General features: G+C 69.6%; 23 protein-coding genes. 13 read left to right on the forward strand and 10 right to left on the reverse strand.

The window, feature by feature from the left end; all coding sequences use genetic code 11:
- The first annotated feature begins 84 nt into the window (after nucleotides 1-84).
- The 3 genes from ASG71_RS02810 to ASG71_RS02820 all read left to right on the forward strand — a co-directional run bounded on the left by ASG71_RS02810 (nucleotide 85) and on the right by ASG71_RS02820 (nucleotide 2,534).
- Nucleotides 85-1,440 (forward strand): MATE family efflux transporter, encoded by a 1,356-nt coding sequence (locus ASG71_RS02810; protein WP_235563906.1) that lies wholly within the window; start codon nucleotides 85-87, stop codon nucleotides 1,438-1,440.
- A 51-nt stretch (nucleotides 1,441-1,491) separates the two neighbouring features.
- A complete protein-coding gene (locus ASG71_RS02815; RefSeq protein ID WP_056736847.1) occupies nucleotides 1,492-2,085 on the forward strand; it encodes a hypothetical protein in 594 nt (197 codons plus the stop codon).
- An 83-nt stretch (nucleotides 2,086-2,168) separates the two neighbouring features.
- Nucleotides 2,169-2,534, forward strand: coding sequence for a hypothetical protein (locus ASG71_RS02820; protein WP_056736849.1), 366 nt, complete (start codon nucleotides 2,169-2,171; stop codon nucleotides 2,532-2,534).
- A 64-nt stretch (nucleotides 2,535-2,598) separates the two neighbouring features.
- Here the strand turns inward: ASG71_RS02820 and ASG71_RS02825 are convergent, their stop codons facing one another.
- A complete protein-coding gene (locus ASG71_RS02825) occupies nucleotides 2,599-3,141 on the reverse strand; it encodes a CGNR zinc finger domain-containing protein (protein ID WP_056736851.1) in 543 nt (180 codons plus the stop codon).
- 170 nt (nucleotides 3,142-3,311) lie between these two features.
- On the opposite strand from ASG71_RS02825, the gene ASG71_RS02830 reads away from it, so the two are divergent.
- Entirely contained in the window at nucleotides 3,312-4,262 is a 951-nt protein-coding gene (locus tag ASG71_RS02830; protein WP_056737240.1) for an EamA family transporter, read from the forward strand.
- 114 nt (nucleotides 4,263-4,376) lie between these two features.
- Here ASG71_RS02830 and ASG71_RS02835 read toward each other — a convergent pair whose 3' ends face one another.
- The 5 genes from ASG71_RS02835 to ASG71_RS02855 all read right to left on the reverse strand — a co-directional run bounded on the left by ASG71_RS02835 (nucleotide 4,377) and on the right by ASG71_RS02855 (nucleotide 8,631).
- Nucleotides 4,377-4,643 (reverse strand): hypothetical protein, encoded by a 267-nt coding sequence (locus ASG71_RS02835; protein ID WP_056736854.1) that lies wholly within the window; start codon nucleotides 4,641-4,643, stop codon nucleotides 4,377-4,379.
- A gap of 250 nt (nucleotides 4,644-4,893) precedes the next feature.
- The gene (locus ASG71_RS02840; RefSeq protein ID WP_056736855.1) at nucleotides 4,894-7,164 is read right to left on the reverse strand and encodes a heavy metal translocating P-type ATPase; all 2,271 of its coding nucleotides are present in this window, start codon (nucleotides 7,162-7,164) and stop codon (nucleotides 4,894-4,896) included.
- 100 nt (nucleotides 7,165-7,264) lie between these two features.
- Complete coding sequence (locus ASG71_RS02845) at nucleotides 7,265-7,495, reverse strand: heavy-metal-associated domain-containing protein (protein ID WP_056736857.1); 231 nt, start codon at nucleotides 7,493-7,495, stop codon at nucleotides 7,265-7,267.
- Nucleotides 7,496-7,561: 66 nt separating this feature from the next.
- The gene (locus ASG71_RS02850) at nucleotides 7,562-7,900 is read right to left on the reverse strand and encodes a metal-sensitive transcriptional regulator (RefSeq protein ID WP_056736860.1); all 339 of its coding nucleotides are present in this window, start codon (nucleotides 7,898-7,900) and stop codon (nucleotides 7,562-7,564) included.
- 224 nt (nucleotides 7,901-8,124) lie between these two features.
- Nucleotides 8,125-8,631, reverse strand: a complete 507-nt coding sequence (locus ASG71_RS02855) for a universal stress protein (RefSeq protein ID WP_056736862.1) — start codon at nucleotides 8,629-8,631, stop codon at nucleotides 8,125-8,127.
- Between the two features lie 185 nt (nucleotides 8,632-8,816).
- On the opposite strand from ASG71_RS02855, the gene ASG71_RS02860 reads away from it, so the two are divergent.
- The 9 genes from ASG71_RS02860 (at nucleotide 8,817) to ASG71_RS02900 (ending at nucleotide 16,695) form a co-directional block, all read left to right on the forward strand.
- Nucleotides 8,817-9,017 (forward strand): hypothetical protein, encoded by a 201-nt coding sequence (locus ASG71_RS02860; protein WP_056737242.1) that lies wholly within the window; start codon nucleotides 8,817-8,819, stop codon nucleotides 9,015-9,017.
- 49 nt (nucleotides 9,018-9,066) lie between these two features.
- Entirely contained in the window at nucleotides 9,067-10,209 is a 1,143-nt protein-coding gene (locus ASG71_RS02865) for a WD40/YVTN/BNR-like repeat-containing protein (protein WP_056736864.1), read from the forward strand.
- A gap of 9 nt (nucleotides 10,210-10,218) precedes the next feature.
- Nucleotides 10,219-10,506 (forward strand): MoaD/ThiS family protein, encoded by a 288-nt coding sequence (locus ASG71_RS02870; protein ID WP_056736866.1) that lies wholly within the window; start codon nucleotides 10,219-10,221, stop codon nucleotides 10,504-10,506.
- Nucleotides 10,507-10,532: 26 nt separating this feature from the next.
- A complete protein-coding gene (locus ASG71_RS02875; RefSeq protein ID WP_056736868.1) occupies nucleotides 10,533-11,885 on the forward strand; it encodes an aminomethyltransferase family protein in 1,353 nt (450 codons plus the stop codon).
- A 96-nt stretch (nucleotides 11,886-11,981) separates the two neighbouring features.
- On the forward strand, nucleotides 11,982-12,788 hold the full coding sequence (locus tag ASG71_RS02880; RefSeq protein ID WP_056736870.1) for an ABC transporter ATP-binding protein: 807 nt from the start codon (nucleotides 11,982-11,984) through the stop codon (nucleotides 12,786-12,788).
- Nucleotides 12,775-13,485, forward strand: a complete 711-nt coding sequence (locus ASG71_RS02885) for an ABC transporter ATP-binding protein (RefSeq protein WP_056736871.1) — start codon at nucleotides 12,775-12,777, stop codon at nucleotides 13,483-13,485. Before ASG71_RS02880 ends, ASG71_RS02885 begins: the two co-directional genes overlap by 14 nt.
- A 2-nt stretch (nucleotides 13,486-13,487) precedes the next feature.
- Nucleotides 13,488-14,369 carry a branched-chain amino acid ABC transporter permease gene (locus ASG71_RS02890; protein ID WP_056736874.1) on the forward strand — a complete coding sequence of 294 codons (882 nt, stop codon included), beginning with the start codon at nucleotides 13,488-13,490 and terminating at the stop codon, nucleotides 14,367-14,369.
- Nucleotides 14,369-15,442, forward strand: coding sequence for a branched-chain amino acid ABC transporter permease (locus tag ASG71_RS02895; protein ID WP_082574772.1), 1,074 nt, complete (start codon nucleotides 14,369-14,371; stop codon nucleotides 15,440-15,442). Before ASG71_RS02890 ends, ASG71_RS02895 begins: the two co-directional genes overlap by 1 nt.
- Nucleotides 15,439-16,695, forward strand: coding sequence for an ABC transporter substrate-binding protein (locus ASG71_RS02900; RefSeq protein ID WP_056736876.1), 1,257 nt, complete (start codon nucleotides 15,439-15,441; stop codon nucleotides 16,693-16,695). The genes ASG71_RS02895 and ASG71_RS02900 overlap by 4 nt, the downstream gene beginning before the upstream one ends.
- A gap of 25 nt (nucleotides 16,696-16,720) precedes the next feature.
- Here ASG71_RS02900 and ASG71_RS02905 read toward each other — a convergent pair whose 3' ends face one another.
- From ASG71_RS02905 to ASG71_RS02920, 4 genes are all read right to left on the reverse strand, one after another.
- A complete protein-coding gene (locus ASG71_RS02905; RefSeq protein WP_056736878.1) occupies nucleotides 16,721-17,365 on the reverse strand; it encodes a PadR family transcriptional regulator in 645 nt (214 codons plus the stop codon).
- Between the two features lie 81 nt (nucleotides 17,366-17,446).
- Nucleotides 17,447-18,859: a vanillate/3-O-methylgallate O-demethylase gene (gene ligM, locus ASG71_RS02910; RefSeq protein ID WP_056736880.1), complete on the reverse strand. Its 1,413-nt coding sequence runs from the start codon at nucleotides 18,857-18,859 to the stop codon at nucleotides 17,447-17,449.
- 77 nt (nucleotides 18,860-18,936) lie between these two features.
- Nucleotides 18,937-19,809: a formyltetrahydrofolate deformylase gene (purU, locus tag ASG71_RS02915; RefSeq protein ID WP_056736882.1), complete on the reverse strand. Its 873-nt coding sequence runs from the start codon at nucleotides 19,807-19,809 to the stop codon at nucleotides 18,937-18,939.
- Nucleotides 19,810-19,816: 7 nt separating this feature from the next.
- A complete protein-coding gene (locus tag ASG71_RS02920; RefSeq protein ID WP_056736883.1) occupies nucleotides 19,817-20,713 on the reverse strand; it encodes a methylenetetrahydrofolate reductase in 897 nt (298 codons plus the stop codon).
- Nucleotides 20,714-20,734: the final 21 nt, after the last annotated feature.

Below are 20,734 nucleotides of genomic sequence, written 5' to 3' on the forward strand. Positions count from 1 at the left end.
CTTGAAGTTACAACTTTATCCTCGCCGAACGTTAGTTGAACTGTCAACTAATGGGAAATGGTGTGACGCGGCTAGGGTGGTTCCGTGCCGACTCCCGCCCCGATCCCAGCAGCAGTGACAGCGCCGGCAAACCGGCGGCGCGATATTCTGCGCCTTGCCGTTCCCGCCTTCGGGGCGCTGATCGCCGAGCCGCTGTTCCTGCTCGCCGACTCGGCGATTGTCGGACACCTCGGAGTGGCGCAGCTGGCCGGTGTCGGACTGGCTTCGGCGGTGCTGCACACGGCGGTGGGTCTCATGGTCTTCCTGGCCTACTCCACGACCCCGGCCGTGGCCCGCGCGGTAGGCAACGGCCAGCTGCCCAGGGCCCTTGCCGCCGGCCGCGACGGCGTCTGGCTCGCCCTGCTGCTGGGACTTGCCCTGGCCGCGGCGGGACTCGTCGCCGCCGAACCGCTCCTGAACCTGATGGGCGCCCGGGGCGAGGTCCGGACCTTCGCCGTGGATTATCTGCGCTGGTCGATGCCGGGGCTGGTGGCGATGCTGCTGATCTTCGCCGGCACCGGGGTGCTGCGCGGCCTGCAGGACACCCGGACCCCGCTCGCCGTCGCCACCGCCGGTTTCGCCCTCAATATCGCCCTGAACGTGTTCCTGGTCTACGGGCTGGACCTGTCCGTCACCGGCTCGGCGCTGGGCACCAGCATCGCGCAGTGGGCAATGGCCCTGGTGTACGTCGTGATGGTGCAGCGCAATGCCCGCCGCCACGGTGTCAACGTGCTTCCGGACTGGCGCGGCGTCCGTGCGCTGGCGCGGGTCGGATCCTGGCTGATGCTGCGCACTCTCAGCCTGCGGATCGCGATCCTGGCCACCGTCCTCGTGGCCACCGCGCAGGGGCCGGTCAACCTGGCCGCGCACCAGCTGGCGATGACCATCTTCACGTTCCTGGCCTTCGCCCTGGACGCCCTGGCCATCGCAGCGCAGGCGCTCATCGGCAAGGAACTGGGGGCCTCCCACCCCGCGGCGGCACGGGAGCTCACCGGCACCATGGTCCGCTGGGGACTGGGGTTCGGCGTCCTGACCGGCGCCCTGCTGGCAGCCGCCGCGCCGTGGGCCGGACTGCTGTTCACCTCCGACCCCGGGGTCCGGGCCGCGTTGACCCTCGCCCTGTGGGTGCTCGCGGCCGGCCAGCCGGTCGCCGGTTACGTCTTCGTCCTCGACGGCGTGCTGATCGGCGCCGGTGACGCGCGCTACCTCGCGATCGCCGGCGTCGTGAACCTGGCCGCCTACCTGCCCCTGCTGCTGCTTGTCGGGCGCTCGGGGGCCGACGGCGGAGCGGCGCTGGCCTGGTTGTGGGCGGCCTTTTCGCTGGGCTACATGCTGGCTCGCGCCCTCACGCTGGGGCTGCGGGCACGCACCGACCGCTGGATGCGGCTCGGCGCCCACTGACCCGGGGCGGCCCGGCCGGGGGGCGGATCCGGCACCCCCTAAACTGGACGGGTGACTCTCCCCGCTGCTGCCCCGGCCCCGACCGACCTGCCCGCCGCCACGGACGTGTGGAAGCCTGTCCTGGTGCGGGCCCCCGCCGCGCTCGTGTTCGGCGCCGTCACGGTGTTCTGGGCCGCGCCCCCGGTCGCGGGGATGGGCTGGTCCGGCGGACTGTATCTGCTGGCCACCGGGCTGGTGCTGGTGTGGACGGTCAAAAAGACCGGATTGCCGCACGGAGGCCGCGCCGCCAAGGCCCTGGCCGCCGCGGGCGCCCTCCTGGCCGGGGCAGGTGCGGCGGTCGCCCTGCTTGCCGACAGCCTGGTCTTCGCCGTCATCGGCGCGCTGGGCCTCGGGCTGGCCGGGGCCGCGGAGCTCCTGGTCGGGCTGGCCGTGCGCCGCCGTTCGGTCCTTGCCCGGGATTGGATCGCCTCCGGCGTAATCGGTCTTGGTACCGCCGCCGCCCTGCCCTTCTTCATTGACCTCGGTCCGCACGCCCTGCTCGGCGTGGCCGGCGGAGGGGCGATCATCAGCGGTGTCCTGTGGACCCTGGCCGGGCTGACCCTGCGGCACGATGCGCGGGGCGTTTCCGACGAGGCCGTAAACTAGTAGGGACAGGTTCTACCCCGCGTAGAACAACCGCGGGATCAGACTGCCACGCCTACCGGCGGTGGCGGCAGGAGGAAAGCACCTTGGCAGAGCAGAAATCAGGAGGCCGCCGCGGCCTGCGGACCTCGGTCAAGGGACCGCTCGTGTTCTCTGCATTCTGGGCCGTGCTGGCCTTCGTTGCCGTGCTGATCTTCGCCTCCGGCGGCAGCGCCAAAGCCCCGCGCTTCGACCTGGCCTTCACCGGTGCCGGCATCGCCTTCATTGTCACCCTCGTGATCGCGGCCATGCTGTCGATGAGCTACAAGGACAACGCCGAACACCTCGGCAAGGGCTCCGGCATCAACCTCAGCTCCAAGCGGCCCGCCGCGGGCCACGGGGGACAGCCCGCCCAGCGGAGCGGCACCGACGCCCCGGGCAGCGGCAGCGACACAGGCACCGACCCCCGCTAGCACCCTGGTCCGTGCCTCGGCAACGGCTTCCGCTGGCCGCCCGCCATCGGCGTCGTCCCGCCTGCTAGGACGCGGCCTTCCGGGCGCGGTACGCGGCAACATGGGCGCGGTTGGCGCAGTTTCCGGTGTCGCAGTAACGCTTCGAGCGGTTACGGCTCAGATCCAAAAGGACGGCGTCGCAGTCGTCCGCCGCGCAGACGCGCATCCGGTCCATTTCCTTGCTGCGGATGACATCCAGGATGGCCATCGCCGCCTCCGTGCCCATCCGGTCCGCCAGCGGCGCCTCGGGAGCCGTGGCGTGCAGGTGCCAGTCCCAGCCGTCGTGCCGGACCAGCTGCGGCAATGCCTGTGCCTCGCGCAGCAGCCGGTTGGCGGCGTCGACGGCGCCCGTCTCGTTGGCCGACCACAGCGCGGCGAGCACCGTACGGAGCCGGCGGACGCTGGCCAACTCGGCGTCGTCGCCGGTCCGTGAGCCACTGAAGCCCTCAGCGGCCAGGAAGCGGTCCAGATCAGCCGCCGTGGCGAGCTGCTCCGCGCCGTTGGCGCCGGTATTGACGAGGTTGACCACTGACCGCAGCGCAACTTCCGTGTCAGGGGCAAAGACCATCTTGACTCCTTACGTCGACCGCGCGTACTGTCATGAGCAACACCCTACTTTACTCCTGACAGGAGGAGCCCGTGTCTGCCGCACGCCGCCCCGCCGTGGCTCCGGCCACCCACCCCGCACCGGCTACCCGGACTCCTGCCCCGGCCCCCGGAACGGCCGCTGCGGGTTTCCTGGCCTCGGGCCTTGGGGTGGCGCTGTTCTCCTCGGCGGTGTTCGGACTGTCCGGCTCCTTCGCGAAGGCGCTGCTGGAGACCGGCTGGACCCCCGGAGCCGCGGTCACCGCCCGGCTCAGCGGCGCCGCCCTGGTCCTGGCCGTGCCGGCCGCCGTCGCGCTGCGGGGCCGGTGGCACCAGCTACGCGACAACTGGCTTACGGTCCTGCTCTTCGGCCTGATCGGCGTCGCCGCCTGCCAGTTGTTCTACTTCAACGCCGTCGCCCGCCTGTCGGTCGGCGTCGCCCTTCTGCTTGAATACCTCGCCCCCGTGATGATCGTCCTCTGGCTATGGGTGGCCAGCCGGCGGAAGCCCCGGCCCCTGACGATCGCCGGAACGCTGCTGTCCCTCGCGGGCCTGGTCCTGGTGCTGGACCTGACCGGGGCGGTCAAGATCGACGTCATCGGCGTGCTTTGGGGCGTTGCCGCCGCCGTATGCCTGGCGGTCTACTTCTTCATCACGGCCAAAGAGAACGACACTCTGCCGCCGATCGTGCTGGCGTCGGGCGGGTTGATGGTGGGCGCGGCGGTGATGTGGCTGGCAGCGGCCACGGGCCTGCTGCCCATGGCCGCCGGCACGGCGGAGACCAGGCTCGGCCCGTGGATCACGCCGTGGTGGGTCCCGCTCGCCGGACTGGTCCTCCTCGCGACCGTGCTGGCCTACGTGTCGGGGATCGTGGCCGCGCGGGCCCTGGGGTCCAAGGTCGCGTCCTTCGTCTCACTGACCGAGGTCCTGTTCGCCGTCATCTGGGCCTGGCTGCTGCTGGCCGAACTCCCCGGCCCGGTCCAGCTCCTCGGCGGGCTGCTGATTGTCGGCGGTGTGGTGCTGGTGCGCTGGGACGAGCTGCGGATCCCTGCGCCGCCCGCGGCCGAACTGGACCACGCCAACGACGTCGAACCCGTCCCCTAACCCGGGCAGACCGGCAGTGCTGCTGCCCCGGCGTCCGCGGTCCGGGGACGCCGATGGCCCGGACGCGGGGCGTCCGGGCCATCGAAGACCATCGTCGGGAAAAGCAGCCCGCCCCTAGCGGGTGGAGGCGCCTTCCTGGTCGCTGGCGTTGCGGTTGGCCTGCTGGCTGGCCTGCTGCAGCGCCTGCGAAATACGCGACAAGTTCGCGACGTGCTCGCCGTTCCACTCGTTACGGAACTTATCGGCATCCGGACCCAGCCACTGCGTCCCGGCCAGAACCTTGGTCAGGATCGACCGCTGGTTATCGATCTCCTGCGCACCGGCCTGCAGCTTCGTGCCCAGAACCTTGAGCTGATCAACATCTGCACCCCAAATAGCCATTCGAAAAGTCTCCTTAGTTCACCGCTCCTGCGCACCGGCCTGCAGCTTCGTGCCCAGAACCTTGAGCTGATCAACATCTGCACCCCAAATAGCCATTCGAAAAGTCTCCTTAGTTCACCGGACCCGACCCCGTCGGCATCCCCAGCGGCCCCCGGCTGTTCCGGAAGATCCAATGCCTCGAACCTACCCGACCGCGCGAACCACTGTCGATGGGCACCCCTCCCCATCCCGCGGCCGCCCCGTCCGGTGGCTACTTCCCGAAGTTCCGCAGCCGCAGCGAGTTGGCGACCACCAGCACCGAACTGGCCGCCATGGCGGCGCCGGCAACCATCGGGTTGAGCAGGCCCAGGGCCGCCACCGGAATGCCGACCGCGTTGTAGAAGAACGCCCAGAAGAGGTTCGTCTTGATCGTCGCGAGGGTCTGGCGGGAGAGCCCGATGGCCAGGGCCACCTGTCCCAGGTCGTTGCCCATCACGGTCAGGTCGGCCGCTTCGATGGCGACGTCGGTGCCGGAGCCCATGGCGATGCCGAGGTCCGCCTGGGCCAGGGCCGCGGCGTCGTTGACGCCGTCGCCGGCCATGGCCACCGTGGCGCCGCTTTCCTGCAGCCTCCGAACCGTGTCGACCTTGCCCTCCGGAAGGACCCCGGCGAAGACATCGTCGGCCGGGATGCCGACCGCGGCGGCCACCTCGCGGGCCACTGACGTGTTGTCCCCGGTCAGCAGGACGGGCCGAAGACCCAGTTCGCGGAGCCGGGAGACAGCCGCGGCGGACCCGGGCTTCAGCGAGTCGCGCAGGCTGACGATGCCGGCCGGGCTGCCGTCCACGGCAACCCAGATGGCGGTGGCGCCGGAGGCCTCGGCGTCGGCGAGGGCGGCCTGTTCCGGGCCGGAGAGCGTGATGCCGTTGTCCTGCAGCCAGCCGGCCCGGCCGACCAGGACCCGGTGTCCCTCGACGGTGCCGAGGACGCCGCCGCCGGGGGCCGAGTCGAAGTCCGTGACGGCGGGCAGCCGGACGCCTGCGGTCCGGCCGCCCGCTGCTTCCAGCGCCGCAGCGGCGATGGCCCGCGCGATGGGGTGCTCGGAGGCCGTCTCCGCCGCCCCGGCGAGCTGCAGGACCTGCGCCTCGCCGAACGGCGCGAACGCCCGGGTGCCGGCGACCGCCAGGTGGCCGGTGGTGACGGTGCCGGTTTTGTCCAGCACGATCGTGTCCACGGTGCGGGTGTCCTCGAGCACCTGCGGGCCCTTGATCAGGATGCCCAGCTGGGCGCCGCGGCCGGTGCCGGTGAGCAGGCCGACCGGGGTCGCGAGGCCCAGGGCGCACGGGCAGGCGATGACGAGCACCGCGACGGCGGCGGTGAACGCGGCGCGCAGTTCGGCGTCGCTGATCCCGGGCCCGGCGGCAAGCAGCCAGCCCCCGAAGGTAAGCGCGGCAATCGCGAGGACCACCGGGACGAAGACCGCGCTGATGCGGTCGGCCAGCCGGGCGATCGGGGCCTTTCCGGATTGCGCCTGGGAAACCAGCCGGCCCATCTGGGCGAGGGTGGTGTCGGCGCCGACGCGGGTGGCGCGGACCAGGATCCGCCCCGAGGTGTTGATGGTGGCACCGGTGACCTGGCTGTCCGGGCCGACCTCCACCGGAACCGACTCGCCGGTGACCAGGGAGGCGTCGACCGCCGAGGACCCTTCGATCACGACGCCGTCGGTGGCGATCTTCTCGCCGGGGCGGACGACGAGGATGTCCCCGGCCCGGAGCCGTTCGGCGGGCACCTGGTATTCGTCGCCGTCGCGCAACACGGTCGCTTCCTTGGCGCCAAGCTCCAGCAGCGCCTTGAGGGCGTTGCCGGCCTTCTGTTTGGCGTTCGCCTCCAGGTGCCGGCCGAGCAGCAGAAAGGTGGTGACGACGGCGGCCACCTCAAAGTACAGGCCGCCGCCGCCCATTCCCTCCATGCCGGGATGTTCGGTCAGGCGGGGGTCGGCCAGCAGTTGCCAGGCCGAAAAAACGTACGCGGCGGTCACGCCGATGGACACCAGGGTGTCCATCGTGGAGGACAGGTGCCGGGCGTTGACCAGCGCCGCGCGGTGGAAGGGCCACGCCGCCCAGCTGACCACCGGCAGGGCCAGGGCGGCGGCCACCCAGCCCCAGTGCGGGAACTGGGCGGCCGGGAGCATCGAGAGCACAAAGACCGGGACGGTGAGCGCGGCCGCCACCTGCAGCCGCCGCTTCAGCGGGCCGGTTCCGGCCCCGCCGTCGCGTTCGCCGGAGCCCGCGGACGCCTGGGCCTGCCTGACCGTCGCCTTGTAGCCGGCGGCGTTGACGGTGGCCGTGATCTGTTCGTCCGTGACGTCGGCCGGAACGGTGACGCGGGCCGACTCCAGCGGGAGGTTCACCACGGCCTGCACCCCGTCGAGCTTCCCGAGCTTGCGTTCCACCCGGCCGACGCAGGACGCGCAGGTCATGCCCTCGATGTCGAGTTCAATCACCCGGCTTCCGGGCTGGCCCAGCAGTTGAGTATTGCTCACGGAATGCTCCCTCTGTCCTGGTAGTGCTGTCGTCGTGCTGTTCTGATCCTGCTCCGGCGCCGTCGTGGCCGGAGCTCCGCCTGCTCCGGCGGCGTCCGGCTCAGGCCTCGTTGGCCACGACGAGGTAGCCGGCCTCGGCGACGGCTTCGCCGATTTCGGCGGGGGACAGGGCCTTCTCCGAGGTGATGGTGACGGTGGAGACGCCGCCCGCGTTGAGGTCGACGTCGACGCTCTCGACGCCGGCCAGTGCCTCCAGTTCCTCGGACACCGAGGACACGCAGTGACCGCAGGTCATGCCGGAAACTTCGATGGTGGTGGAAACGCTGCTCATTGATTGCTCCTTGTTGGGTTGGGATGCTGGCTGGCCAGCTGTGAAAAACGGGAGGTGGCGGTGTCGCTACCGCAGCAGGCGCCCGATGGCATCGGTGGCCTCTTTGACCTTGAATTCGATGGTCCCGGCCCGCAGTTCCGGATCCGGTTCCGCGGCCGCCCCCACCACGCAGTGGCCGATGTGCTCCTCCACCAGCCCCAGGCTGACGGCGTGCAAAGCCTTGGTGACGGCAGCGACCTGGGTCAGGATGTCGATGCAGTACTTGTCCTCGTCGACCATGCGGGCGATGCCCCGGACCTGGCCTTCGATCCGTTTGAGCCGCTTGAGGTAGGCGTCTTTATTGGCGGTGTAGCCGTGCGGCGGTTGCGGCACTTCGGCCGCTGGGGATGCGTCGGGCTCGTTCATGCAGCCAACATATACCCCCTAGGGGTATCGCGCAAGTACCCTCCGGGGGTATCGCTGACGGTTACCAGCAGCAAGGCCGGCCCGGAAAACAAAAGAGCTCCGGAGTGCGTTATTGGGGGATACGCACTCCGGAGCAGCTTTGGGGTAGGGGGTTTCCCGCCTACGGACTCAACCTTACGGGGCGCCGGCGGGGTGCGCCAGCACCGCGAATAACTACTTTCGCCTTATTTTCCCGAGCCCTCCGCGCCGTGCGCGCCCCGGGCCGGGACGATCAGCACGGGCCGGTCCTGATGGCGGCTGAGCCAGGCGGCCACGGAGCCATTGAGTGCCGCCGAGACCCGGTGACCGAACCCCGGTTCGGGCGTGCCGACGACGATCATGGCCGCGCCGGTCTCGGCCGCCAATCGGCCCAGCGCCCGGGCGGGATCACCGGCCAGCGTCCGCAGGCTCCATTCGACCCCGAGGCTGTCACAGACGGCGGCGACGGCGGAGCTGAGTTCCTCGCTGACGGCCCGGATCTGGGCGCTGTCCGCTTCGGGGTGGAGGGACAGTCGGTGGGCGGACCGCGCCGGATCCCATTCGACGAGGAAGCTGGCTTCGTCCACGTAGGCGCAAACCAGCGGCACGCCGAGCCTGCCGGCCAGGGCGGCCGCGGTTTCGAGCAGGGCAGGAGTCTGGCCGGGCAGAAGGCCCGCAACCAGCGGCGCGGGACCGGATGGGGCGGCAGGCATGCCCCATGATCGGCCCGCGGCGCCGGCCCCGGCTAGGGTATTCATCCCCGGGTGGCGCCGCCCCTGCGGCGAGCCTTGAACATCCCCGGCCGGCGGGCCTACGGTTGAAGCACCCGGGGACGGCGCGGGGCGCCGGGCAGGACGGTGACCGCAACGCCGGGACCGTGCGGCAGGGAGGCGGGCCGATGGAAATCTACATGTGGTGGCTGGACCTGGATCTGGCCAGCAAGGAGTGGCTGCGGGAGAACCTGCGCGCCGAGGAACTGCCGCTGCCGGTGCTGCAGGGCATCGCGGAAGCCGGCGGCCCCCACCCGGACCGGACCACCGGGGTGCTCAGCGCCGCGGACTGGGATTTTATCCAGACGCAGTCCGAATTCGTCGACTAACCGGAAAAAAGCATTGCAGCCGCAGGGCCGCGGTGGTTGCATGTAGGGCATGGCAACCGCAGACAGTTATCTTCTGGCGATCGGCACCAAAAAAGGACTCTGGCTGGCTACGAGCCCGGACCGCAGGAACTGGTCCCTGTCCGGCCCGCATTTCCTGATGAGCGAAATCCCCAGCATCGGAATCGACACCCGCGACGGACGCACCCGGATCCTGGTCGGCGTCCGCTCGGAACACTGGGGACCCACCGTCTTCCACTCCGACGACCTCGGGGACACCTGGAACGAGCCGGAGAACGGGGCAATCCGTTTCCCGGCGGACACGGACGCGGCGCTGGAGCGGGTCTGGCAGATCTACCCCGACGCCGCCTCCCGCCCCGGCGTGGTCTGGGCCGGCTGCGAGCCCATCTCGGTCTGGAAATCCACCGACGGCGGCGAGCACTTCGAACTCAACCGCGGGCTGTGGGACCATCCCCACCGCGGCGAATGGGGTGCCGGGTACGGCGGGGCCGCCGCGCACTCGATCGTCGTCAATCCCGACGGGGCCAACGTGCATGTCGCCATGAGCACCGGCGGCGTCTACCGCTCGCTCGACGGCGGGACGAGCTGGGAGCCGCGGAACAAGGGGATCTCCGCCTACTTCAACCCCGATCCTTATCCCGAGTTCGGCCAGTGCGTGCACAAGATCGCGGCGGACGCCGCCGTCGACGGGCGCCTCTACGCGCAGAACCACCACGGCGTGTACCGCAGCGATGACAATGCCGAGAGCTGGGAATCGATCGCCGAAGGGCTGCCGGCCGACTTTGGGTTCGTCATGCTCACCCACCCCCGCCGCGCCGGCACGGCCTGGGTCATCCCGCTGAAGGCCGACGGCGAGCGGATCCCGCCGGGCGGAAAACTCGCCGTGCACCGGACCGAAGACGCCGGGGCGAGCTGGACGCGGCTGGATGAGGGCCTCCCGGCGGCCGAATTCAATTCGGTGCTGCGCGATGCGGCGTGCGTGGATACCGCCGACCCGTCCGGCGTCTACTTCGGAACCCGCGGCGGCAGCGTGTACGCCAGCGCCGACGAGGGCGACCACTTCAACGAGGTGGCCTCGCACCTGCCGGACGTCCTGTGCGTCCGGGCCGCGGTGGTCACCGGCGCCCCCGCCGCCGGGGAACAGCAGGCCGCCGCCGCCACGGTCCCCGCCTAGGCTCCCGCCGTGCCGGAGATCAGCGTGGTGCTGCCCAGTGTCCTGGTGCCGCTGGCGGACGGGAAGTCACTGCTGACCGCCCCTGCGGACGCGTCCGTGACCGTGCAGTGGCTCCTGGACTTCGTGGCCGGTAACTATCCGGCCCTGTCACGGCGGCTGCGGGACGAAACCGGCGCCGTGCGGCGGTTCGTGAACATCTACGTCGGCGGCCAGGAAATCCGGCGGCTGCACGGCCTGGCGACGGAGGTCGCACCGGGCCAGGAAATCCTGATTATCCAGTCCGTCGCGGGCGGTTGACCGCACCGCAGCATCAAGGGGGAGCCATGACCGGGCAGAGTCTTCAATCCGCCATCGACGAGATGGGCAGCGCCGTCGAAGTGCTGCGCAACGCCAAGTCCCGGCCGTTCACCTTCCCGGTGACCCCCGAGTTCACCAACTGGCGGAGCGAGCAAGCCGCCTGGCGCGACTCCTGCGCCCTGCTGGACCAGTCGCACCACATGGCGGACCTCTTTGTCAGCGGTCCCGACGCGACCAGGTTCTTCACCTGGATCGGCACGAACTCCGCCGCCGCCTACCAGGTGGGCCGGGCCAAGCAACTGGTCGCGGTCAACCATGACGGTTACGTCATTGGCGACGGCATCCTGTTCCACCTTGGTGAGAACTCGTTCGACCTCGTTGCGCTGCCCATGCTCAGCGACTGGGTCGAATACAACATCGCCTCCGGCGGGTGGGATGTCAGCCTTGAACGCGACGACCACTCGCTGATCCGCACCGGCGACCCCAGGCTCTTCCGGTATGAACTCCAGGGACCCAATGCCCTGGCCGTCATCGAGAAGGTGACGGGAGCGCCGGCGCCGGAGCTGAAGTTCTTCCACATGGGAGAGGTGGAGATCGAGGGCCGCACAGTGGGCGTGCTGCGTCACGGCATGGCCGGCCAGCCGGGTTTCGAGCTCTGGGGCCCTTGGGCCGACGCGGCGGCGGTGCACGCGAAACTGCTGGCGGACGGTGCGGAATTCGGCATCACCCAAGTCGGGGCGAAAGGCTATTCGTCCGCGAACCTCGGTTCAGGCTGGGTGCCGTCCCCTCCGCCGGCCATCTTCCAGCCCGAGCTGGCGGCCTACCGCGAATGGCTGGACCTATCGAAGGCCGGATCCTTTGGCGGCAGCTTCTACTCGGCGGACATCGCCGACTACTACGTCACGCCCTACGATCTAGGGCTCGGCCGCTCGGTTTCCTTCGACCACGAGTTCCTCGGCAAAGAGGCGCTGCAACGCCATGCCGAAAACCAGCGCCGCACCAAGGTCACCCTGGTGTGGAACAACGAGGACGTGACCCGGGTGCTTGGCTCCATACTGGGCGGCGGGCTTCCGGCCAAATACATTGAGCTGCCGAAATCCCGCTACGCCCTCTTCCAGACCGACCGCGTCCTCGTGGACGGCCGCACCGTCGGCGTCTCGTTCGACGTCGGATACCTCGCCAATGAGCAGGCGTTCCTCTCGCTGGCCACCATCGACCTTGACTGCGCCGACACCGGAGCCGAGGTCGTGGTGCTCTGGGGCGAAGAGCCGAACTCACGAAAGGGCCAGGTGGAGCGGCACGGCCAGGTGGAGATCCGGGCGACCGTGGCGCCGGCGCCTTTCACCGAGTATGCGCGGGGCGGCTACCGCGCCGCCTGAGGGCCGGACCCACCCACCCCAAAATCGTTGACAATTTCGTCAGCGATCCGTACCGTCGGTCTCGGGCGGCCAGCACGGCCGCACGGATTCCTAGCAATGATGCGACAGGAAGGTACTCCGGTGGCCGCGAGCCTCAGCCTGAAGGACGTCAACCTGCACTTCGGCGGGGTCAAGGTGCTGCAGGACGTGAGCTTCGACGTGGAACCGGGGGCCATCTTCGGCCTGGTCGGCCCCAACGGCGCCGGCAAAACCTCGCTCTTCAACTGCATCAGCGGACACTACAGGCCCAGCTCCGGGTCGATCACGATCAACGGCACGGAGGTGCTGGGCAGCGCGCCGTCCCGGCTGGCCCGCCTTGGACTGGCCCGCACCTTCCAGCACCCCGCCCTGCAGCTGAATGCCACCGTCCTGCAGAACGTGCTCCTGGGCGGGCACATCCGCCTGCCCGGCGGCCCGGTGTCCTGGGCGCTGCGGCTGCCGTTCACGGCCAGGGCCGAGCGCGCGGTCCGGGCCGAAGCGCTGGAACTGCTGAAGCGGGCAGGCCTCGGCTGGGCGGCGGACCTGCCGGCCGATGAACTCTCGCACGGACTGCACAAGGGCGTGGAGCTGTGGCGGGCGCTGCTGTCCAAACCGTCGCTGCTGCTGCTCGACGAGCCCGCAGCCGGGCTGTCCCACGGCGAGGTCGAACAGCTGATCGCGACCGTCAGGCGGATCCGGGCCGAGCAGGACATCACGATCATCATCGTCGAGCACCACATGGGGCTCATCTCGGCGCTGACCGACCAGGTGGTCGTCCTCGACCATGGCCGCAAACTGATGGCGGGCACCGCGGCCGAGGCACAGGCCGACCCGCGCGTGATCGAGGCCTACATCGGGAAGGACGCCGCGGATGACGCTGCTTGAACTCGTCGACGTGACCGCGTCCTACGGCCCCGTCCAGGTGATCGACGGCGTCTCGCTCAGCGTGCCCGAAGGCGGCTCGGTCGGCATCCTTGGCGCGAACGGGGCGGGGAAGACCACCACGCTGCGGGCCATCAGCGGAACGGTGCGCACCGGCGGCCGGATCACCTTCGAGGGCCGCGACATCCGCGGCCTGCGCCCCGACCAGGTGGCAGCCCTCGGCATCGCCCACGTCCCGGAGGGACGCGGGACCCTCGGCCAGCTCAGCGTGCGGGAAAACCTCATGGTGGGCGCGTACCTGCGCAAGGGCAGGAAGGCGATCGCTGACGACGTCGACTACTGCCTCGAGCTGTTCCCGCAGCTGCGGGACCGGGTCGGTTCCCGGGCCGCGGCGCTGTCCGGCGGGGAACAGCAGATGCTCGCCGTCGGACGGGCCTTCATGGCCAAGCCGAAACTGCTGCTGCTCGACGAAGCGTCGCTGGGGCTCGCGCCCAGCACCGCCAAGACGGTCTATGACGCCATCCGCCGGCTGCGGCGCGAATCCGGCATCGCCATGCTGGTCGTGGAGCAGAACGCCAACCTCGCCTTCTCGCTGGTAGACACTGCCACCGTGCTGGAGACGGGCCGGAACGTGCTGACCGGAACCTCGGCCGAACTCAAGGGCATGGACGAGATCCGCCGCGCCTACCTGGGGGGTTGACCATGGGCACCTTTATCCAGCTCGTGGTCGACGGGCTCTCGACCGGCTCCATCTACGCGGCTCTGGCCCTCGCCATCGTGCTCGTGAACCAGGCCACCGGGCTGATCAACTTCGCGCAGGGCGGCATGGCGGTGCTCTCGGCCTACATCGCCTACGCCTTCCTTGGGCTGGGCGTGCCGCTGCCGCTGGCCATCCTGGTCGCCGTGGTGGCCTCCTTCCTCCTCGGCGCGCTGGCGGAGCGGTTCCTGGTCCGCAGGTTCGAACGCGGCGACCCGGACACCGCCGTCGTGGTCACGATCGGCCTGCTGACCCTTGTCACCGGCATTTCGGCCCTGCTGTGGGGATACAACAACCTCGGGTTCCCGTCGCTGTTCCCGCTGACCAGCGTGGAAATCCTCGGCGCGGTGGTCAGCGTCCGCTCGCTGGCCACCACGGTGACCATCGTCCTGATCATGGTGGTCCTGCAGCTGCTGTTCCTTCGCACCAAACTCGGGCTGGCGCTCCGCGCGGTGGCGGACAACCCGGGGTCGGCCGCGTTCTCCGGACTGCCGGTGGGCCGGCTGCTGATGGTCGGCTGGGGACTGGCCGCCACCCTCGGGGCGATCGCCGGCGTCCTCGTGGCCCCGCAGCTGACCCTGACGCCAGGCATGCTCGACACGGCCCTGGTCTACGCCCTCGCCGCCGTCATCCTCGGCGGCCTGAGCAGCCCGATCGGCTGCGTCGTCGCTGCCTCGGCGATCGGGGTGCTGGAGAACCTGGTCGCCGTGTACGTGCCGCTCATCGGCCACGACCTGAAGATCGCGGTGCCCTTCGTCCTGATCTTCGTCATCCTCATCCTGCGCCCGCAGGGCCTCTTCGGCAGAAAGGTCGTGGTGAGGGTCTGATGGGAACCGTGTCCTCCGCGCTGGGCCGCCGGTCCGTCCGGATCGCGCTGGCCGTCCTGGCGGCCGTGGTCCTGCTGGCCGCCCCGCTGCTGCTCCCGGCGTTCGCGAACCAGACCCTGGTGCGCATCGGCGTTTACGCGGTCGCCGTCCTGGGGCTGAACATCGTCATGGGCTACACCGGCCAGGTCAACCTCGGACAGATCTTCTTCGTCGGCCTCGGCGCCTACGTCACGGCCTACGGGGTCAACCAAGGCTGGAACATCGTCGTGGTGTTCATTGCCGCCTGCGTCAGTGCCGGCGTCGTGGGCCTGCTCGTCGCCCTGGCCGCCGCCCGGCTCGGCGGCCTCGCCATCGCGATGGTGACCATCGCCCTGCCGATCGTCGGGGTGCCCCTGGCCAAGCGCCTCGATGAATTCACCGGCGGCTCCCAGGGCATCTCGGCCCGCTTCTCCGACGCCCCGGAATGGTCCGGTCTCTATAACGACCAGTGGCAGTTCTACATTGTCCTGGTGGTCACCGCCGCCGCGTTCCTGCTGGCCAGGAGCCTGGTGCGCGGCAAATACGGGCGCGCGTTCGCCGTCGTCAAGGAAAACGAGGCAGTGGCCGCCTCGATGGGGATCTCGCCCTACCGGACCAAGGTGCTCGCCTTCACGATCGCCTCGATCTTCGGCGGGGCGAGCGGCTTCCTGTACCTCGCGGCCGTGCAGTACACCTCGCCGGAGACCCTCAGCTTCGGGCACTCGATCAGCCTGCTCGCCGCGATGGTGATCGGCGGTGCCGGCAGCATCGCGGGCTCACTGCTCGGCGGCGCCTATTACATCTTCGTTCCTCAGATCACGAACGCGATCGACCCGAACCTCACCACGCTCAGCCAGGGCGCGATCCTGCTGGCGGTGCTGTTCCTGCTGCCCGGCGGGCTTGTCAGCCTGCCGCGGGCGCTCCGCCGGCTCGGCCGGCGCCGGAGCGGCCGCCCCACGTCCGGGAATCCCCCGAAGACCGCTCCTGCGCCTCATCCCGTTCCGGAGGCCGCGCTGGAGGGACCCGATAACAAAGAGAGGCAAGACCGACCATGAAGATCAGCAAAAGGCCAGGCGGTGTCCTAGGCATCGTCGCGATGACATCGATCGTCGCGTTGTCCCTCTCCGGCTGCACCCGCGACGGCGCCGGCCAGGGCGGCGGCTCGGGCTCCTCCCCGGGCATCACCGACTCGGCGATCACCCTCGGCATCACCACCCCGCTTAGCGGCGCGACCGCCGGACCGGGAAAGTGCACGGTTGCCGGGGTGTCGGCCTACTTTGGGGCGGTCAACGCGGCGGGCGGGGTGAAGTTCGGCGACGGCAAGACCCGCACGGTCACGATCAAGTCCTACGACGACGCGTACGACCCGCAGAAGTCGCTGGCCAACTTCCAGCAGATGGTCTCGGACAACGTCTTCGCCGCCACGGCCGGGCTCGGTACGCCCACCAACCGGGCCTTCCGGGAAGCGGCGATCAGCCAGAAGGTCCCGCAGGTGCTCGTGATGACCGGCGATCCGCTGTTCAGCGACCGAAAGCAGAGCCCCTGGCAGCTCGGCTTCGTGCCGATCTACCAGAACGAGGGTGCCGCGTTCGGCAAGCTGCTCTCCGCCTCCAAGGGCCAGCACAAGGTCGCGATCCTGTCGCAGAACGATGACTACGGCAAGGGCTACGTGGCTGGCTTCAAGGAAGCGATCAAGGACGCCTCGAACATCTCGGTGGTCGGCGAGCAGACCTACGAGGCGACCGACACCTCGGTGGACGCCCAGCTGACCCAGCTGGCGTCCTCCGGCGCCGACGTGTTCTTCAACGCCATGTCCGTCACCCCGCTGACCATCTCGGCGCTGCAGAAGGCGCAGCAGATCGGCTGGAAGCCCAGCTGGTTCCTGCCCTCGAACACCTCGAGCCCGACGGCGATCCTGGAGCCGGGCGGGGCGGCGGCCTACCCGGGCATCTACTCGGTGTCCTTCGCCAAGGCCCCGCAGAGCCCGGCGTTCGCCAAGGACCCGGACGTCACGAAGTTCCTCTCCGAACTCAAGCAGTACGGCAACTACCCGGACATGCCGGCCTTCCCGCACTGCATGTGGAGCTACATGGTGGGCGCCACGCTGGAGCAGGCGTTCAAGTCCATGACCGAACCGACCCGGGACAGCTTCATGACGGCCCTGCGAAACATCAAGGACCTCAAGGCCCCGCTGATGCTCTCCGGAACGGCCGTGGACACCACGGTGGACGGCCAGCCGGCCGTGTCTTCGGTGGTCGTGCAGAAGTACAACGGCAAGGGGTACGCGACGGCCGAGAACTTCGGCTAGGCGGTGCCGGTGCCCCGGCGGCCGGCTAGGCGGTCGCCGGGGTGCCCGCTGCCGGGTTGTCGGGGGACGGCGCCGACCAGCTACCGCCGGCGGCCTCCAGCCCGTCGACCAGCTTCAGCCCGCGGCGGGCCCACTCAATTTCGACCCGGGCCCGGTCAACCAGGCCCTCATAGGTGAAGCGCTTGAAGGCGATGGTGCGTTCGTGGTCCTCGGGGTCGGTGGCCGCGAGCCGGCGCACCAGCATCGGGTTGTCGACGTCGGCGATCCGCCGCAGTTCGCCTTCCCACTGGGCCAGTTCGGCCTCCCACTGGGCGATGTGGCCGCGGAAGAAGTCCCGTGCCGCCGCGGGGGAGGCCGCTTCGAGGTAGGCGGCCCGGAGGTGGGCGGGGTCGCGGACCCGGGCGTAGTCCAGGGGTGTCTGCATCCAGGCGAGGAAGGCCCGGTTCCCGGCGTCGGTGACGTGGTAGACGCGCCGGGTGGCGCGCTGGCCCCGCGGTTGTTCCTCGCCCTCGATGAGCTGCTCCGCCTCCATCTTGCGCAGTTCGGGGTAGATCTGGGAGTCCGGCGCGTGCCAGACGTGCCCCACCGAGGCGGAAAACTGCTTCTGCAGCTCGTAGCCGGAGAGCGGGCCCACGCGCAGCAGGGCGAGCAGCGCGTATCGAAGGCTCATGCGGTACTCCTTGTGGGGCGGAAACAAGCGGAAGGAAGGCGGGAGGGGGCGTTGCCGCCCCCTCCCGCCGGAGATCCCAGCCTAGGCTGACTGGTAGTTGGTCCGCCAGCCGCCCTGGTAGCTGGCGCGGGCGACCGTGGAGTAGGGGACGGGGCTGACGACGGCGCGCACCTCGGTCTGCTCGTGCGGTTCGACGGCGGCCTTCGCGGTTCCGCCGTTCGGTTCGCCCCAGACGACCTTGAGTTCCGTTCCCTCGGGAACGTTCGGGTCGATCGTGGCCAGCGACAAAGCCCGCCGCTCGTTGGCGCTGTAGCCGGTGAACATCGAGTACCCGACGACGGTACCGTCGGCGTCCACGACCGAGTCGTAGTTCGCTGAGCCGTAGTTGGCCAGGGGCAGGTCGAAGAACTTGTAGCTGGGTCCTTCGACGTTGAAGAGCGAGGCGTAAATCCTGGTGATGTCCTCCGCATCCCAGGCCAGGGTGACCTTCTTGCGCTGCGCGGCGGGGTCGACCCGCTCGAGGGCGTCCCGGCCGATGAAGTCGTGGTCGAACTTCACGAACGAACCGTACCCGAGCTCCCACGGGGTGAGGTAGTAGTCCTCGATCCGGTCGGAGACGAAGGAACCGGCCAGGGTGCCGGTCGCCTCGTAGCTGTCCGCCGGCAGCCACTCGCGGTAGCCGCGCTCCGCTTCGCCGGTGTAGATGGCCGGCAGCGGGGACGGGATCCAGCCGGATTCGAGCGTGTTGGACGGGTAGGCCCGCGAGCCGACGGGCACGAGGCCGAATTCGGCGCCGGCCTCGACGATCGCGTCGCGGATGCGGCCGTGGTCGGCGTAGGGGCCCCAGATCTCGAGCCCGGGTGCGCCGGCCATGCCGTGCCGCAGGGTGCGCACGGTGGTGCCGTCGATCGTCATCGTGGACATATTGAAGAACTTCAGCTGCTCCAGCGGGCCGCCGTTGAGCTTCTCGATCACCTGCCAGGCGTTCGGGCCCTGGATCTGGAAGCGGTAGTACTGCCGGGTCACCTGGTTGCCGTAGGGCCGCGACGGCGACCGCCGGTCCACGGTGATGTCCAGGTTGCCGTAGCCGCCGGTTTCGCCGTGGTAGAGCAGCCAGTTCGCGGCCGGGGCGCGGCCGACGTAGACGTACTCGTCCTCGGCCTCACGGAAGAGGATGCCGTCGCCGATCACATGGCCGGACTCGGTGGTGGGCACGTACTGCTTGGCCTTGTTGACCGGGAAGACCGCCGTCGAGTTGATCGCCGTGGCGGTGATCAGCTTGATCGCGTCGGAGCCCTTGAGGAACAGGTTGTCCATGTGGTGGGACTGGTCGTAGAGCACCGCGGTCTGGCGCCAGGCGGTCTGTTCCTTGATCCAGTTCTGGAAGTCGGCCGGCACGACCGGGTAGATGTACGAGCCGATCTGGGAGTTGCGGAGCAGGTCGACGGCGCCGCGGGACGCGTCGAGGACTTCCTGCAGATTCTTAGGTGCCACGGTGAACCTCTTGTTCTGTTTCGGTGGTGCTGTCGGACAGGTGGGCCGGGTGCCGGGGCGTGCCCGGCGCCCGGGGTTTAGAAAACGATGGTGTGGTTGCCGTGCCGGATGACGCGGTCCTCGGCGTGCCACTGCACGGCGCGGGAGAGCACGGCACGTTCGACGTAGGCGCCGCGGGCCTGGAGGTCGGCGGCGGAGTGCGCATGCGTCACGCGGGCCACGTCCTGCTCGATGATCGGGCCCTCGTCGAGGTCCTTGGTCACGTAGTGCGAGGTCGCCCCGATGAGCTTGACGCCCCGCTCCCTGGCTTTGCGGTAGGGGGCAGGGCCGATGAAGGCGGGGAGGAAGGAGTGGTGGATGTTGATCAACGGCACGCCCACCCGGTCCAGGAAATCCGGGGAGAGGATCTGCATGTACCGGGCCAGCACCACGAAGTCGACGTTGCCGTCCAGCAGCTTCAGGAGCTCGGCCTCGGCGGCTGACTTGTCCGGCCCGGAGGAGGGGACGTGGAAGAACGGCACTCCGAAGGAGCGGACGTCCTCGGCGGTGTTCGTGTGGTTCGAGATGACCATCGGGATGGTCACGGGCAGCTCGCCCCGGCGGTGCCGCCAAAGCAGTTCGAGCAGGCAGTGGTCCGAGGTCGAGGCGAGGATCGCCATCCGTTTGGGAACGGAGCGGTCCGTGAGCGTCCAGGCGAGGCCGAGCGGGGCCAGGGTCTTCTCCAGGTCCGCCTCGATCGCCGGCATCGCGGCCGCCAGGTCGGGCCGGTTGAACACCACCCGCTGGAAGAAGTCGCCCGACACCGGGTCGGAGGAGTACTGGTCCAGCGAGACGATGTTCCCCTGGTTGCGGGTGACCAGGGCGGCCACGGCGGCGACGATCCCGGGCTGGTCGGGGCCGTGGACGATCAGGCAGGCCTGGTCCCGCAGCAGTCCGCTGTGCAGTGCCACGGCCGCCTCAGCCCTCTTCGGCGACGAACCGGCGGACCCAGTCCGCCGTCGCCAGCAGCCCGCCGAAGGTGTAGAAGTGCAGCCCGACCCGGCCGCCGATGTGCGGCTGGGCTCCGGAGGTGTGGTCGGCGAGGACGGCCGCGAGGTCGTCGACGAACCGGTCCGGACCGGCGTCGCCCATCAGGTTGGTGAGCGAGAAACCGTACTTCTTCACGATCATGGCATTGGCGCCGACGCCGAAGCGGCGCGCGAAGCCCAGCAGCCGCTTGATGCCGGCCGGTCCGGGCGTTCCGACGCGGATCGGGGAGTTGATGCCGCTGGCCCGCACCGCGTCGATCCAGTCGGCGACCGGGTCGGTGTCGAACGCGAACTGCGTCAGGATGACGGCGCCGAGGTCCTGCTCGGCCAGGGCCGCCGTTTTGTCCTGCAGCGCTGCCCAGAGGACGTCCTTCGCAATGTCCGGATGACCCTCGGGGTAGCCGCCGATGCCGACGTCGCGCACCCCGTACCGCTGCAGGATCCCGCTTTGGATGACCGAGAGTGAGTCCTCGTACGGGCCCTCGGGCGTGGCCGGGTCACCGCCGACGGCGAAGATGTGCTCCGAGGCGTCGACCTCCTGGAGCCGCCCGAGGAATTCCTCCAGCTGCCCGCTGGATTTCAACCGGCGGGCGGAGATGTGGGGGACCGGGTCGAACCCCAGCTCCCGGACTGCCTTGGCGGCGGCCACCCGCATCTCCAGGTCCTCGTTGCCGAGGAAGGTGACGTTGATCCGGGTGCCCGGAGGGATGTGGTCCTTGGCCTCGATCAGGGCGGGGACGTCCTTGCCCGTCATTTCGAGGGAAAAATCCTGGATGAGTTCCAGCGATGCTGCCCGGTTCTTCGCGGGCGTGATTCGAGTCGCCATCGGGAGTCCTTTCGGCGGGTG

Origin of the sequence: Arthrobacter sp. Soil763, from assembly GCF_001428365.1 — a bacterium.
Lineage (GTDB): Bacteria > Actinomycetota > Actinomycetes > Actinomycetales > Micrococcaceae > Arthrobacter.

Excerpts from the sequence above, each read along its gene's own strand:
- ASG71_RS02825 (WP_056736851.1), bottom strand. The coding sequence starts at position 3,141 with ATGGTCTTTGCCCCTGACACGGAAGTTGCGCTGCGGTCAGTGGTCAAC.
- ASG71_RS02835 (WP_056736854.1), bottom strand. The coding sequence starts at position 4,643 with ATGGCTATTTGGGGTGCAGATGTTGATCAGCTCAAGGTTCTGGGCACG.
- ASG71_RS02845 (WP_056736857.1), bottom strand. The coding sequence starts at position 7,495 with ATGAGCAGCGTTTCCACCACCATCGAAGTTTCCGGCATGACCTGCGGT.
- ASG71_RS02850 (WP_056736860.1), bottom strand. The coding sequence starts at position 7,900 with ATGAACGAGCCCGACGCATCCCCAGCGGCCGAAGTGCCGCAACCGCCG.
- ASG71_RS02855 (WP_056736862.1), bottom strand. The coding sequence starts at position 8,631 with ATGCCTGCCGCCCCATCCGGTCCCGCGCCGCTGGTTGCGGGCCTTCTG.
- ASG71_RS02860 (WP_056737242.1), top strand. The coding sequence starts at position 8,817 with ATGGAAATCTACATGTGGTGGCTGGACCTGGATCTGGCCAGCAAGGAG.
- ASG71_RS02865 (WP_056736864.1), top strand. The coding sequence starts at position 9,067 with ATGGCAACCGCAGACAGTTATCTTCTGGCGATCGGCACCAAAAAAGGA.
- ASG71_RS02875 (WP_056736868.1), top strand. The coding sequence starts at position 10,533 with ATGACCGGGCAGAGTCTTCAATCCGCCATCGACGAGATGGGCAGCGCC.
- ASG71_RS02880 (WP_056736870.1), top strand. The coding sequence starts at position 11,982 with ATGATGCGACAGGAAGGTACTCCGGTGGCCGCGAGCCTCAGCCTGAAG.
- ASG71_RS02885 (WP_056736871.1), top strand. The coding sequence starts at position 12,775 with ATGACGCTGCTTGAACTCGTCGACGTGACCGCGTCCTACGGCCCCGTC.
- ASG71_RS02890 (WP_056736874.1), top strand. The coding sequence starts at position 13,488 with ATGGGCACCTTTATCCAGCTCGTGGTCGACGGGCTCTCGACCGGCTCC.
- ASG71_RS02895 (WP_082574772.1), top strand. The coding sequence starts at position 14,369 with ATGGGAACCGTGTCCTCCGCGCTGGGCCGCCGGTCCGTCCGGATCGCG.
- ASG71_RS02900 (WP_056736876.1), top strand. The coding sequence starts at position 15,439 with ATGAAGATCAGCAAAAGGCCAGGCGGTGTCCTAGGCATCGTCGCGATG.
- ASG71_RS02905 (WP_056736878.1), bottom strand. The coding sequence starts at position 17,365 with ATGAGCCTTCGATACGCGCTGCTCGCCCTGCTGCGCGTGGGCCCGCTC.
- ASG71_RS02920 (WP_056736883.1), bottom strand. The coding sequence starts at position 20,713 with ATGGCGACTCGAATCACGCCCGCGAAGAACCGGGCAGCATCGCTGGAA.